This window comes from Arenibacter certesii DSM 19833 (assembly GCF_000429545.1).
GTDB lineage: Bacteria > Bacteroidota > Bacteroidia > Flavobacteriales > Flavobacteriaceae > Arenibacter > Arenibacter certesii.
In genome coordinates this window covers 183,619-197,117 of record NZ_AUCB01000005.1, presented here as the reverse complement: position 1 = coordinate 197,117, position 13,499 = coordinate 183,619, and the positions used below count along the sequence as shown (strand labels likewise).

Annotated in this window: 12 protein-coding genes; 3 read left to right on the top strand and 9 right to left on the bottom strand. The window is 39.1% G+C overall.

Annotated elements, in window-relative coordinates:
• Window positions 1–25: 25 nt before the first annotated feature.
• Window positions 26–1,717, top strand: a complete 1,692-nt coding sequence (gene pafA / locus G466_RS0102920; protein ID WP_026812307.1) for an alkaline phosphatase PafA — start codon at window positions 26–28, stop codon at window positions 1,715–1,717.
• 44 nt (window positions 1,718–1,761) lie between these two features.
• On the opposite strand, the gene G466_RS0102915 is transcribed toward pafA, so the two are convergent.
• The 4 genes from G466_RS0102915 to gcvP form a co-directional block, all read right to left on the bottom strand.
• The gene (locus G466_RS0102915; RefSeq protein WP_026812306.1) at window positions 1,762–2,613 is read right to left on the bottom strand and encodes a glycosyltransferase family 2 protein; all 852 of its coding nucleotides are present in this window, start codon (window positions 2,611–2,613) and stop codon (window positions 1,762–1,764) included.
• A gap of 76 nt (window positions 2,614–2,689) precedes the next feature.
• Window positions 2,690–3,235, bottom strand: a complete 546-nt coding sequence (locus G466_RS0102910; protein WP_026812305.1) for a class I SAM-dependent methyltransferase — start codon at window positions 3,233–3,235, stop codon at window positions 2,690–2,692.
• Window positions 3,236–3,248: 13 nt separating this feature from the next.
• On the bottom strand, window positions 3,249–4,307 hold the full coding sequence (locus tag G466_RS0102905; protein WP_026812304.1) for a 3-oxoacyl-ACP synthase III family protein: 1,059 nt from the start codon (window positions 4,305–4,307) through the stop codon (window positions 3,249–3,251).
• 164 nt (window positions 4,308–4,471) lie between these two features.
• Window positions 4,472–7,321 (bottom strand): aminomethyl-transferring glycine dehydrogenase, encoded by a 2,850-nt coding sequence (gcvP, locus tag G466_RS0102900; RefSeq protein ID WP_026812303.1) that lies wholly within the window; start codon window positions 7,319–7,321, stop codon window positions 4,472–4,474.
• A gap of 137 nt (window positions 7,322–7,458) precedes the next feature.
• On the opposite strand from gcvP, the gene G466_RS0102895 reads away from it, so the two are divergent.
• Window positions 7,459–8,295: a UbiA prenyltransferase family protein gene (locus G466_RS0102895; protein ID WP_026812302.1), complete on the top strand. Its 837-nt coding sequence runs from the start codon at window positions 7,459–7,461 to the stop codon at window positions 8,293–8,295.
• Here the strand turns inward: G466_RS0102895 and G466_RS0102890 are convergent.
• Both G466_RS0102890 and G466_RS0102885 read right to left on the bottom strand, forming a co-directional pair.
• Window positions 8,278–8,505, bottom strand: coding sequence for a hypothetical protein (locus tag G466_RS0102890; RefSeq protein ID WP_026812301.1), 228 nt, complete (start codon window positions 8,503–8,505; stop codon window positions 8,278–8,280). The two genes, G466_RS0102895 and G466_RS0102890, sit on opposite strands and share 18 nt — an antisense overlap.
• The gene (locus G466_RS0102885; protein ID WP_026812300.1) at window positions 8,502–9,062 is read right to left on the bottom strand and encodes an RNA polymerase sigma factor; all 561 of its coding nucleotides are present in this window, start codon (window positions 9,060–9,062) and stop codon (window positions 8,502–8,504) included. Before G466_RS0102885 ends, G466_RS0102890 begins: the two co-directional genes overlap by 4 nt.
• 73 nt (window positions 9,063–9,135) lie before the next feature.
• On the opposite strand from G466_RS0102885, the gene G466_RS21315 reads away from it, so the two are divergent.
• Window positions 9,136–9,519 carry a rhodanese-like domain-containing protein gene (locus tag G466_RS21315; protein ID WP_034234457.1) on the top strand — a complete coding sequence of 128 codons (384 nt, stop codon included), beginning with the start codon at window positions 9,136–9,138 and terminating at the stop codon, window positions 9,517–9,519.
• A 54-nt stretch (window positions 9,520–9,573) separates the two neighbouring features.
• On the opposite strand, the gene G466_RS0102875 is transcribed toward G466_RS21315, so the two are convergent.
• The 3 genes from G466_RS0102875 to G466_RS0102860 all read right to left on the bottom strand — a co-directional run bounded on the left by G466_RS0102875 (window position 9,574) and on the right by G466_RS0102860 (window position 13,470).
• On the bottom strand, window positions 9,574–11,598 hold the full coding sequence (locus G466_RS0102875) for a M3 family metallopeptidase (RefSeq protein WP_026812299.1): 2,025 nt from the start codon (window positions 11,596–11,598) through the stop codon (window positions 9,574–9,576).
• Window positions 11,599–11,795: 197 nt separating this feature from the next.
• On the bottom strand, window positions 11,796–12,287 hold the full coding sequence (gene purE, locus G466_RS0102865; protein ID WP_026812298.1) for a 5-(carboxyamino)imidazole ribonucleotide mutase: 492 nt from the start codon (window positions 12,285–12,287) through the stop codon (window positions 11,796–11,798).
• A gap of 28 nt (window positions 12,288–12,315) precedes the next feature.
• Complete coding sequence (locus G466_RS0102860; RefSeq protein ID WP_026812297.1) at window positions 12,316–13,470, bottom strand: 5-(carboxyamino)imidazole ribonucleotide synthase; 1,155 nt, start codon at window positions 13,468–13,470, stop codon at window positions 12,316–12,318.
• Between the last annotated feature and the right edge of the window lie 29 nt (window positions 13,471–13,499).

Below are 13,499 nucleotides of genomic sequence, written 5' to 3'. Positions count from 1 at the left end.
TTTGATGAAAATAAAATTTATAAAAATGAGGAATAAAGGTGCCTTAATGTTGTTTTTATTAGTGTTCCTAGGGTATAGCGGTAGTCCATTGCAGGCTCAGCGAAAAGCTAGGAAAAAAACAGAACTTATTGAAGTTAAAGAGGCTAAGGAAATTGCAGTCAGCCCAAAATTAGTGGTTGGAATTGTAGTAGATCAGATGAGGTATGATTATCTGACACGTTTTTGGGGTCACTATGGTGAAGGTGGATTTAAACGAATGGTTAATGACGGCTTTAACTTTAAAAACAATCATTTTAATTACGCGCCCACTTATACCGGACCAGGACATGCATCTGTTTATACTGGTACTACTCCAGCTATTCACGGCGTAATTGGAAATGATTGGTACGATAAGTATGATGATAAAAGTGTTTACTGTGCCTCGGATGACTCATATAGTTCGGTAGGGACTGCTTCTAGCGCCGGAGAAATGTCCCCTCACAGAATGCTGTCCACTACCATGACAGATCAATTGAGGTTGCATACTCAAATGCAAGGGAAGGTAATTGCAGTTGCCATAAAAGATAGAGGTGCCGTTTTACCAGGTGGACATTCTGCCAATGCAGCCTACTGGTTTAAAGGGGGTAATGAGGGTAATTGGATAACCAGTACTTATTACATGGATGAATTGCCCAAGTGGGTAAAGGATTTTAACGATAAGAGAAGCGTAGATACGTACAAAAGGACTTGGAGTACTTTAAAGGACATAAATACGTATGTAGAAAGTGGAACGGATAATAATAATTATGAAGGCCTGTGGAAAGGGAAAACTACAGCAACTTTTCCATACGACTTAGAAGCTTTGTGGGATGATAATGACCAATATAGTATGCTTGCAAGCACTCCATTTGGAAACAATCTTACTACTGATTTTGCACTGGCAGCTTTAGAGAATGAATCTTTGGGTGAGGATAATGTCACGGATTTCTTAGCAATTAGTTATTCTAGCCCTGATTATGTGGGGCATAAATGGGGGGTTAATTCCAAGGAAGTACAAGATACATATATACGCTTGGATCAAGATCTGGAGCGCCTTTTTAAAAGTTTGGATAAGAAAGTTGGAGCAGGGGAATACACTGTTTTTCTAACTGCAGACCATGCAGCAGTACATGTTCCTGCATATTTAAAAGATCAGAAAATACCAGCTAATTATATAGATCAAGCTGATATTAAAAGTAAATTAAATGATTATCTGAAATTTACTTTTGGGTCTACAGAAATTATTAAAAATATTTCTAACGATCAGATATTCTTGGATCATAAGGTGGTGAAGAATTTAGAAATGGACCTTGCCGATCTTCAAAATGAAATCGCTCAAGAACTTATGTTATATGAAGGGGTTTATAAGGTATATACCGCCAATCAGATGTGGCAAAATAATTATACCAAAGGAATTTCAAATATTCTCCAGAACGGTTACAATCAGAAGCGTTCTGGAGATATCATAATCGTGTATAATCCAGCAAGTATTAGTTATAGTAGCACAGGATCTACTCATGGGTCTCCATGGATATACGATACCCATTCGCCTTTATTGTTTTTTGGAAAGGGGATTAAAAAAGGGAGTACAACAAATAGGTCTGAAATTCCTGATATTGCACCAACCATTTCAGCCCTATTGGGAATGGCATTTCCTTCGGGAACTACAGGAAAACCTTTAGTTGAGGTGCTCGAATAGTCTGTTAGTATAAATGAGATATATTAAGGGTCAAATTTTTCTTCCTAGAAAAGTTTGGCCTTTATTTTTTTCCATCTTAATTGCCTAATAAACTTCCCTTCATCAGCATTTACTAAAAAGTTGGACTTTTCTTTTTTTGCATTAAAGTAGCCCTGCATGTTATCGCAGAAGACTTTCGGTTTTTTATGCTTAATGGCCATTTTTAAGGAGGCTATAAGGCTTATTAATAATCCATATCGCATGGTGTACATAGCTTTGCCTTGCAGCAGTCTCGCTTTCTTGTTATACGCCTTTCCTAGTGGGCGAAGGTGCTTAACCGCTAAGCTCTTCTCTGTGTGTATTTCAAAGGAATGGTACTGAGCAAGCAACTCATCTACCGTATCCCATCCCATTGCATTTCTAAGACCGTCAATAGCGCTAAAACAGCTTCTGGAATAGGCCTTGAATGCGCCGCGAACGTGGTCCTTGTCCATAGGATGGTTTAAATTCCAGTTGCCGTCCTTGTCTTGTTCGTAGATAAATCCGCCAGCAATACCTATCCTTGGATTGTGATGAAAAATAGCTGAGATGGTCTTAAAATAGTCAGGAGGTAGTACAGTGTCCGCATCTAATTTGACAAGAAAATCGTAATCGGGGTCAATTTGTTTCAAGCCTTTGTTAAATGCGTTGATTACTTTGCTTCCCGGCATGTGTTCTGTAGAGGAAGTGGTATTGAGTTTGGTGATAAAGGGATATTTGGCTGTGAATTGATCTATAATATCTTCGGTGTTATCCGTAGAGTGGTCATTTACAACTATCACCTTTATAGGTGTTAGGGTTTGGTCTGCTACGGATTGTAAATTAACCGACAAGAACTGGCCCTCATTGTGTGCTGGGATGATAATTTGATATTTCATCTATTTCGTTAAACAGCTTCTAAAATACAAAATACAAGTATGGGGAGTCTAAAGCTTTTAGAGCCAATAAGTACTTTTATTGGGGATTTCCTTCGGAATGGGTTTTCCGCTCTGCGTAAACAATATAATAACGGGGGGTAAAGCTTCGTAGTAATGGTCTTAGTCCTATTTTATTTACTGGATTGGTCCATTTGGCGCTATCCTTTACTTCCCATCCAGCTTTTTCCAATAGCCAGTCAAATTGCCATGGCTCAAACTCGTGGTAATGTCTGTCCCAAGGGTCGGTTTTGCTCCTATAGGCTGGAGAAAACCATAATCTCAATGGAATACTGGCTACTAATTTGTTGCATTTTATTTCGGTAAGGATGTTGAAGGGAGCAATTAGGTGTTCAAATATCTCGAAGGCAGTAACTACTTCAGCACTACTTTTCTGTACAGAAGTGAAATCTAAATCTAAATCTTCTCCCTTGGTATTGGATACCTTATAGCCGTTTTCTTTCATGATTCTAGAAAACGGGTTTTCTACGCCCAAATCCAAGATGGATTGATCGGGGGATACGTGTTTTTGTAGAAAGGAAAGTGTTTTTTTAAAACGTTTGTTCGGAAATGTTTTCTCGTACATGGGCTATTTATAGTTATACTTTGTATACCATGGCGTTTATATTCATTCCAGCGCCAACGCTCGCAAAGATAACAACATCTCCCTTGGAAATTGTTTGATTTTCCACTTTTCCTTTTCTTACCATATCGTATAAGGTAGGAATGGTGGCAACAGAACTGTTCCCTAATTTCGCGATATTCATGGGCATTATACCCACAGGCATTTCTTGATTGAATTGCTTGTAGAACCGTTTAATTATGGCTTCATCCATTTTTTCGTTTGCTTGGTGAATAAAAATCTTTTTCACCTCAGATATGTCTACCCCGCTCTCATCCAAGCATTCTTTTATAGCCTTTGGGACATGAATGACAGCAAACTCATAGATTTTTCTCCCATACATTTTAATGTATCTATGGTCATCTTCGTTCTCCTTAGAGTAGGTTTCGCCAAAGAATAAGAAATAGGCCTCCCCATTGGCATAAGTAGCGCTATTATGAGCTAATATTTGACCGCTATCCTCCTTAGCCTCCACTATGGTTGCACCAGCGCCGTCCGAGTAGATCATGGAGTCGCGATCATGCTTGTCTACAACCCTAGAAAGTGTTTCCGCGCCAATAACTAAGCATTTCTTGGCAATACCACTTTTTATAAATGCATTGGCCTGAATTATACCCTCTAACCAGCCCGGGCATCCAAACATTAAGTCGTATGCCACACACTTAGGATTCTTAATCTTTAATTGGTGCTTTACCCTAGTTGCTAGGCTAGGTAAAGTATCACCTTGACCTTTACCTTCTGTGACGTCGCCAAAATTATGGGCGAAAATAATATAATCCAACTCTTCCTTATCGATACCTGCATCGGCGATAGCCTTTTCAGCAGCAAAATAAGCCATGTTGGAAGTGTTTATATTCTTTGTTGCATAACGGCGCTCTTTGATACCAGTAATACTCTCGAATTTTTGGATAATTACCTCATTGGGATGATTAAATGGGGTTCCATCATCATTTAGAAATTCGTGGTCAAGAAAATCCGTGTTTTTGGTTACTTCTGTAGGTATGTAAGAGCCAGTTCCTGTAATAGCAATTTTCATAATAGGGTACTGATTTTAGTATAAATATAGGACAATGGATTATATATTTTTTCTGTATAGAAAATTGCTACGATGTTCAATCGAGGTGTTCCTATAACTGAAAAAAGAAAACAGCCTTTCAGATACATCTAAAGGGCTGTTAACTTATTGATTTATAGGCGATTCTATGCCTCCATATAGGATTCTATAGGAGCGCAGGTACAGATTAAATTACGATCTCCATAGGCTTCATCTACACGTCTTACTGATGGCCAAAACTTATTTTCCATGATATAAGGTAAAGGGAAAGCTGCTTTTTCTCTGCTATAAGGGAACTCCCAGTTATCGGAAGTAATCATTTCCAATGTGTGTGGGGAGTTTTTTAGCGGATTATTACTGTCTTCTGACGATGCCTCTTCTATTTCCTCTCTTATGGATAGCATGGCACTGCAAAAACGATCTAGTTCTGACAAGCTTTCACTCTCTGTTGGCTCTATCATTAAGGTTCCGGCTACAGGGAAGGAAACTGTTGGGGCGTGAAAGCCATAGTCCATTAACCTTTTGGCGATATCGGATACTTCAATACCATTTTCCTTAAAAGGGCGACAGTCTATAATCATTTCATGGGCTGCTCTTCCTTTTTCCCCCGTATAGAGTACTTCGAACTTACCGCTTAATTTATTTTTAATGTAATTGGCATTTAGGATAGCGGTCTTCGTAGATTGGGTAAGTCCGCTTTCCCCTAGCATTTTTATATACCCATAAGAAATTAAGCATACCAAAGAACTGCCCCATGGAGCAGCTGATATCGCTGTAATTGCCTTTTCTCCACCAGTTTTAATTACGGGGTTGCCTGGTAAAAATGGAACCAATTGCTCAGCTACGCATATAGGCCCTACTCCAGGTCCACCTCCCCCGTGAGGGATAGCAAAAGTTTTGTGCAGGTTTAAGTGGCAAACATCAGCGCCAATCGTTGCTGGATTGGTAAGTCCTACTTGGGCGTTCATGTTGGCGCCATCCATGTACACCTGTCCACCATTATCATGGATCAATTTGGTGATTTCTTTTATAGACGATTCAAAAACCCCGTGGGTAGAAGGATAGGTAACCATTAATGCGGCAAGATTGTCTTTATGTAAAATGGCTTTTTCTGCCAAATCATTCACGTCAATATTGCCGTTTTCATCGGTTTTGGTAACCACAACTTTCATTCCTGCCATTACTGCTGAGGCTGGATTGGTCCCGTGTGCAGAAGCAGGGATTAAGCATATGTTCCTATGTCCTTCTCCTCTGGACTCGTGATAGGCTCTTATAACCATCAATCCAGCATATTCTCCTTGTGCACCAGAGTTTGGTTGTAGGGAGGTGCCAGCAAACCCAGTAATTATGTTAAGGTCTTTTTCTAATTCTTTTAGGATTGTTTGATATCCCTTTGCCTGGTCTATTGGTGCAAAAGGATGTATATTTCCCCAACGAGCCATGCTAATAGGAAGCATTTCTGATGCTGCGTTTAGCTTCATAGTACAAGACCCTAAGGAAATCATAGCATGGTTTAATGCCAGATCTTTTCTTTCCAGTCTTTTTATGTACCGCATTAACTCAGTTTCGGAATGGTAGGAGTTAAAAACCTCGTTTTCTAAAAACGGCGAGTTTCTCCTTACAGCAGGATTAATCGCAGAACCGCCATCTAATTCTTGAATGGTGTTGGCCTCTATGTTCAATGCTTCCGCGAAAATAGTGATAATGCCCTGAAGGTCTTTTAAAGTAGTCGCTTCATTTAACGAAATCCCTATGGTGTTGTCGTCAATGTAAAGGAAATTTACTTCATGCTTTTCAGCTACCGCTTTAACTTTTACTGCATCTGCCTTTATCGTTATGGTATCAAAGTAACAGGAGTTTATTTGTTTTACTCCTAGTTTCTCTAGGCTTTTAGTTAAAGTAGTTGCTGAGGTGTGTACCTTATTAGCAATGTACTCTAATCCTTTTGGACCATGATATACGGCATACATTCCCGCCATAACGGCCAATAGTACCTGCGCGGTACATATGTTGGAAGTAGCCTTGTCTCTTTTTATATGTTGTTCCCTTGTCTGTAGTGCCATTCTAAGTGCAGGCTTGCCGTCCCTATCTTTAGTGACACCAATAATTCTACCGGGGATGCTTCTTTTATATTCTTCTTTGGTGGCAAAATAGGCAGCATGAGGTCCGCCATACCCTAGTGGGATACCAAATCGTTGGGTAGTACCTACCACCACGTCGGCACCAAACTCACCAGGAGGGGTTAGCATAACCAAGCTTAAAATATCTGCTGCTACGGCAATTTTAATATCTTTTTCTGTTGCTTTAGCAGCAAAGGGAGCAAAATCGTGAACCTGTCCGTTTTTGCCTGGGTACTGTAAAAGAACACCGTAGAAGTCGTCACTGAAATCAAAATCCTCATGATTGCCTACAACTAACTCAATATCTAATGGTGCCGATCTTGTTTTTAATAAGGAGAGGGTCTGTGGCAAAACTTCTTCAGAAACGAAAAATTTTTGCGCTTTACTTTTCTTTTTTGCCCTCGAACGAACCTCATATAGCATGGTCATAGCTTCTGCCGCTGCGGTACTCTCATCTAGCAGTGAAGCATTGGCGAGCTCCATTCCTGTTAGGTCTACCAACATGGTCTGGAAATTTAGTAAAGCTTCTAAACGACCTTGAGCAATTTCTGCTTGATAAGGCGTATAAGCGGTGTACCAACCTGGGTTTTCAAGAATGTTTCTCTTGATAACCGAAGGAGTGAAGGCCTCGTGGTAACCAAGACCTATATAAGTTTTAAATACCTTGTTTTTTTCGGATAGATCCTGAATGTGAGACAGGTATTCGTTTTCGCTCATAGGCGGATCCAGAACCAGTGGTTGTTTTAACCTAATATCCTCGGGGATAGTCTCTGCAATCAACTCGTCTAAGGTTGCAACTTTAATGGTTTCCAACATTTGTTGAAGATCTTTTTCTCCAACACCAATGTGGCGTAGGGCAAATACATCTGTCCTCATAATTTGATTTTTTTATCTGAAATAATGGTTTGCAAAAGTACTCATTATTTATAATTATTTTGTAGGTTTAATAAGGTTCACTGTTAAAGTTCTTAACCCATAAATCAACTAGTAAACAGTTTGCTGTTCATTTACCTATGTATTACCTAAAACGCTTGTTCGATTTTTATCTGGATTCCAGTATTCACACGGCATTGGCGGTTTTTGCGTTAATAGAGGTTACTGGTATCTTTTTTGGAATAACAAGAGATCATAATTTTTCCTATTTGGTGTTTTTTGGTACCATAGTCTGTTACAATTTTGTTAAGTATGGAGTGGAGGCAAGGAAGTATATCTTAGTTTCCAATACCTATCATGGATATATTCAAATTGTAAGTTTCTTGGCTGGTGCTATGGCCTTGTATCATGCATTTTACATCACTCTAAATGTTTGGATGGGTATTGGGTTCTTGTTGTTGTTAACCTTTTTATATGCAATCCCTCTGCTTCCGCGAGTGAAGAGCCTAAGAAGTTTAGGCGGACTCAAAATATTTGTTGTAGCATTAGTATGGGCCGGAACAACAGTTATATTGCCTGTGATGTCCGAAAATTTACACCTAGGTTGGGATGTAGTTATTGAAGGTATTCAACGATTTGTCCTAGTCCTGGTTTTAATGATTCCATTTGAAATAAGGGACTTAAAGTATGATGATCGGGCGCTTAATACATTACCGCAGCGCTATGGATTATTAAATTCCAAATTAATGGGGGGCTTTGGTGCTTTGCTGTTTTTCTTATTTACTTTTATAAAGATGCACACTACTCACTTAGAGCTTCTTGCTAAAGGAATAGTACTCCTTGTTTTATGGGTAATACTTTATAGGACCAAGAAGATGCAGTCTAAATATTTTTCGTCATTTTGGGTAGAGGGGATTCCCATCTTATGGTGGGGAGTAGTGCTGCTGTTAGAGCGATTTCTATTGTCTTTCGGATAATATTTTCTTCATTTTTTCCTTCTCTTCTGCAGGAAGAGCCTTTAGGTTGGCCTGGTCACATAAAGAAGTGAGCTTGCTGTTCTTCTTTACGAAGATTCTACAGGTACGGCATAATATTAAATGAATGCGAATCTGAATTTTTTCTAAAATTGTGGCCTCTTTGTACTGAATCTTGGTGCATATAAGTTCAGCCTTTTTACAATTCCTCATATTTTGAACCAATTAGTGTTTAAGCAATCCATAAGAACGGTTCTTGCCCTGTGAATGATTACCCAAAGATTAGACGGATTTATATTTAGCTCCTTACATACCTCTTCGGTACTTAATCCATTTATTGTTTTTAAGGTGAAAGCCAATGCCTGTTTCTTTGGGAGTTTATTAATACACTCATGTATGGCATTGCCCAATTCTTTATTCTCTATTTCGCTATTTTCTAAAAGGCTATCTGGATCTGCAACTTGTTGTTCTATAAAATTGCCCTCGTTCTCCGTATCCCGGTTTGGGGTAATACGGACCATGGACTTAGCTTTTTGAGAATTTATCTTACGATAGTGGTCAATTACCTTCCGCTTAAGAATGGAGATGAGCCATGTGCGCTCAGCAGCGTCCCCTTTAAAATTTTTTGCCGATTTTAACCCAGCAAAAAACGTTTCCTGCACCAAGTCCTTGGCAATCTCGGCATCGTTTACTCGGGTTACGGCATAGTTGAAAAGATAGTCTGAATAACGATCTACCCAAGTGTCCGGATTTAATATTTGCTTAGTCATAGGTTTTGTAAGTTCAAAAGTAATTGATTTTTTTTGACTGGGATTGCTTAATTTTGGTTTCAACCTATTTGTTATGAAAATATCATTTTATTGTTTACTACTGTTTTTGCCTTTTCTTGCAAGTTGTCAACAAGAGGTAAGTGGCGATTTGCCTATTTCGGAATTTGACCAAAAACTACTTAAAAATGGTATTTTGATCGATGTAAGAACTCCAGAAGAGTTTAAGAATGGGTATATTAAAAATGCTAAAAACATAAATTGGTTTGATGCAGATTTCGCTGATAAGTTCCGGGAGGTAGATAAAGATCAAACCATATATCTATACTGTAAGGTAGGAGGGCGTAGCGGACAAGCCCAGAAAAAGTTGCAGGATATGGAGTATAAGAAAGTGGTAAATCTTACTGGTGGTTATGATGCTTATAAAAGGGAGGCAATAAAAAATCCAGATCCGAAATAAAGGTAAATATTATTGCGAATCTGGGATGTCGTTATTCGATTTGTAAAGCTACTGTTATTTTGCCAAAAGTCCAGCGCGCTCTAGTAGTGGCTCTAATTTAGGTTCTCTGCCTCTAAATTTTTTGTACAATTCCATAGGGTTCTCAGTGCCACCTTTTGAAAGAATATGATCCTTAAATTTATCGGCTATATCCTTATTGAAAATGCCGTTCTCCTTAAAATAAGCAAAAGCATCTGCATCTAAAACTTCTGCCCATTTATAGCTGTAATAGCCAGAGGAATATCCTCCCTGAAAAATATGGGAAAAAGAAGTGCTCATGCAAGTTTGTTCTACCTCCGGAAAAAGATCTGTTTCTTTGAATGCCTTTTGTTCTTGCGCTTTTACATCAGTAATTGTGGTAGGGTCAGTTGCGTGCCATGACATATCCAGAATACCAAAACTCAGTTGCCTTAAAGTAGCCATGCCTTCTTGGAAGGTAGCAGATTCCTTTATTTTGGTCACATAGTCCATAGGGATAGGTTCCCCAGTCTTATAATGGGTGGCGAAAAGTTCCAAGGCTTCTTTTTCATAACACCAGTTTTCCATAACCTGACTCGGCAATTCTACAAAATCCCAGTAAACGGAAGTTCCGGAAAGCCCTGGATACGTGGTGTTTGCTAGCATTCCGTGCAAGCCATGTCCAAACTCATGGAACAAGGTGGTAACTTCGTTAAAAGTTAGTAATGAAGGTTTGGAGGCTGTTGGCTTGGTGAAATTACATACATTGGAGATATGGGGACGCACATTTTCTCCATTATGTACATATTGAGATTTATAGGAGGTCATCCACGCACCATCTCTTTTTCCTGGTCTAGGGTGAAAATCGGCATAAAATAAGGATATCATATTATTATCCTCACCATAAACACGATAGGTTTTTACATCTGGATGGTATTTTTCCACATCGGATACCTCTTCAAATCGCAATCCAAATAATTTTTCCGCTACCTTAAAGACGCCAGCAATTACATTCTCTAGTTTAAAATATGGTTTTAGCTTTTCATCGTCTAAATCAAAAAGCTTTTGCTTTAATTTTTCGGAATAGTAGGCGCTATCCCATTTTTCTAATCGGTCTATATTGTCCAATTCTTTTGCAAATGCTTCCAGTTGCATGAATTCCCTATTTGCGGCAGGCTTTGCCATGTTCAATAAATTGTTAAGGAATTCCGCTACTTTTTCTGGAGTTTCGGCCATTCGTTCTTCCAAAACGTAATGAGCGTGGGAATTATACCCTAATAATTTAGCTCTTTCATACCTTAATCTGGTGATGTTAAGGATATTCCCCTGATTGTCTAGTTCATCGTTGTGAAATCCTTTGCTTCCAAACGCAATGGAGAGTTGCTTTCGCAAATTCCTATTTGAAGCGTATTTCATGAAAGGAATATAGCTTGGATAGTCTAAAGTAATTAGCCAGCCGCTCTTTCCCTTAGCTTTTGCTAAATCTGCCGCAGCTTCTTTTTCTCCTTCTGGGAGTCCGTCTAAGTCAGACTCCTCAGTAAGGTGCATTTCGTATTTGTTGGACTCCGCCAAAACATTTTCTCCAAATTGCAAGGTTAGCTTGGAGAGTTTAGCATCTATTTCTCGTAATCGCTCCTTTCTATCTTCTGGTAAATTGGCCCCGTTTCTACTAAAAGCTTTATATTTCTTATCTAATAAGGTTTGCTCTTCTGGAGTAAGTGTTAATTGGTCTTTTTGGTTAAAGACCGCTTTAACTCTCTTAAACAAGCTTTCGTTTAAGGTGATATCATTGCTGAATTCAGATAATATAGGGGAGACTTCCTGAGCTATTTTTTGGATTTCGGCGTTGGTTTCTGCCGAATTGAGGTTGAAGAAAACACTAGTTACCCGGTCCAATTGTTGTCCGGAAAAATCTAGAGCCGCAATGGTATTTTCAAAGGTAGGCTCATCTGTAGATTGAGCAATGGTATCAATTTCCTTTCTAGCGTCCTCTATGGCCTGTAAAATAGCAGGTTTAAAATGCTCATTCTTAATTTTAGAAAATGGTGCTGTATCAAATGGAACTAATAATGGATTGTTCATGTGAAATGAAATTTCTTTTTTTGAAGTTGTAAATAATAGAAGTCGTTAATGGTCAATAGATTCAATTTAACAAGAAGCAGTATTCAGGTTCATGGCTTGTAAGGGATGTATTTTTCAGTTAATTATCGCTGATGGTCCAATGGTTCTATTTGTGTTTTTTAGTGAAACACAAAGAATAGCAAGCCAAAAGGGTGCTATTACTGTTTTCTGTTGACTGATTTTGCGCCCTCAATAACCTTTTGTTTTAGGCCTTCCTTGTATAGGATGATTTTGTCCAATACGCATTTATCGGAAGCTCCAATAATCTGCGCTGCCAATATCCCCGCATTTTTGGCTCCGTTAAGCGCTACGGTAGCAACTGGTACACCTCCTGGCATTTGAAGGATAGAGAGTACAGAATCCCAGCCGTCTATAGAGTTACTGCTTTTAACGGGCACCCCAATTACAGGTAAAGGAGACATAGAAGCAACCATCCCGGGTAAATGGGCGGCCCCACCTGCACCAGCAATGATTACAGAATATCCTTTTAAATGGGCGTTTTTGCTGAAATCGAAGAGTTTTTCTGGGGTGCGATGGGCAGATACTATGTCTACATCTACCTCAATATCAAAACCCTTTAATATATCAATGGCTTCCTGCATTACAGGTAGGTCACTTGTACTCCCCATCACTACTGCTACTTTAGTCATACTATTGAAGATTTCTTGATTGCCAATATTATTGGCTAATTACTTTAATTGTATTTTTTACTAATTCTGCTATTTCTCTGGCTTTCACGATGTCTGGATTAACAATGGTAACGTGTCCCATTTTCCGAAAAGGCCTAGTTTGCTTTTTACCGTAGATATGGGGGGTAACTCCGTCTTGTTTTAATATTTCCTCCATGTTCTGATATTCTACGTCCCCAGTATGTCCTTCCGCTCCTACCAAATTCACCATTATACCCGCTACCTTGCTTTCTGTGCTGCCCAAGGGCAGGTTTAGAATAGCGCGGATATGTTGTTCAAATTGGTTGGTGTAGCTGGCCTCTATGCTGTAATGTCCACTGTTATGAGGTCTGGGAGCAACTTCGTTCACCAAGATTTCATCGTCTTGGGTTTGGAACATTTCTACAGCTAAGATGCCCACATGTTTTAATTTGTCTGAGACTTTTAAAGCTATTTCATTGGCTTTTTTAGCTACAGAGTCGGAAATACGGGCCGGGCAAATAACATACTCTACTTGGTTGGCTTCTGGGTGAAATTCCATTTCCACAACGGGATAGGTCTTTACTTCCCCATTAGCGCTACGGGCAACAATAACGGCAAGTTCGTTTTTAAAAGGCACTAGTACTTCCGTGATACATTCTCCAGAAGGCAAGTCTTCCAAGTCTTCCAGTTTACGAACCACCTTTACACCTTGTCCGTCATATCCAAACTGAGTTGCTTTCCAAATAAAAGGGAATTTTACGCCCCCATTATCTATGCTGTCCTCAATTTCGCTTTTATAGGCAAAACGCTGAAAATCTGCTGTGGGGATATTGTTATCCACATAGAACAACTTTTGTTTTGCTTTATTTTGAATAATGCGAAGGGCACGGGTAGGTGGGTATACTTTTACTCCCTCTTCCTCTAATTTAGTCAGTGCACTTACGTTTACATTTTCAATCTCTATAGTAAGGATATCCACCTTTTTCCCAAGGTTGTAAACAGCATCGTAATCCATTAAGTCGCCCTGAATGAATTCGTTACATGATATTTTAGATGGTGCATCGGGAGATGAGTCCATTACGATGGTGTGAATGTCAAATTTTCGGGTCTCGTATAACATCATCTTACCCAATTGACCTCCACCAAGAAATCCTAATTTAAAATCAGAAGAAAAATAGTTCATTAGAAATGATTGCTATTAAATAGTTATAA

Bases quoted from the DNA above. Each gene is read 5' to 3' on its own strand.
- G466_RS0102910 (WP_026812305.1), bottom strand. From the start codon at position 3,235: ATGTACGAGAAAACATTTCCGAACAAACGTTTTAAAAAAACACTTTCC.
- G466_RS0102875 (WP_026812299.1), bottom strand. From the start codon at position 11,598: ATGAACAATCCATTATTAGTTCCATTTGATACAGCACCATTTTCTAAA.
- G466_RS0102890 (WP_026812301.1), bottom strand. From the start codon at position 8,505: ATGAGGAATTGTAAAAAGGCTGAACTTATATGCACCAAGATTCAGTAC.
- purE (WP_026812298.1), bottom strand. From the start codon at position 12,287: ATGACTAAAGTAGCAGTAGTGATGGGGAGTACAAGTGACCTACCTGTA.
- G466_RS0102860 (WP_026812297.1), bottom strand. From the start codon at position 13,470: ATGAACTATTTTTCTTCTGATTTTAAATTAGGATTTCTTGGTGGAGGT.
- gcvP (WP_026812303.1), bottom strand. From the start codon at position 7,321: ATGAGGACAGATGTATTTGCCCTACGCCACATTGGTGTTGGAGAAAAA.
- G466_RS0102915 (WP_026812306.1), bottom strand. From the start codon at position 2,613: ATGAAATATCAAATTATCATCCCAGCACACAATGAGGGCCAGTTCTTG.
- G466_RS0102895 (WP_026812302.1), top strand. From the start codon at position 7,459: ATGTATTACCTAAAACGCTTGTTCGATTTTTATCTGGATTCCAGTATT.
- G466_RS0102885 (WP_026812300.1), bottom strand. From the start codon at position 9,062: ATGACTAAGCAAATATTAAATCCGGACACTTGGGTAGATCGTTATTCA.
- G466_RS21315 (WP_034234457.1), top strand. From the start codon at position 9,136: ATGAAAATATCATTTTATTGTTTACTACTGTTTTTGCCTTTTCTTGCA.
- pafA (WP_026812307.1), top strand. From the start codon at position 26: ATGAGGAATAAAGGTGCCTTAATGTTGTTTTTATTAGTGTTCCTAGGG.
- G466_RS0102905 (WP_026812304.1), bottom strand. From the start codon at position 4,307: ATGAAAATTGCTATTACAGGAACTGGCTCTTACATACCTACAGAAGTA.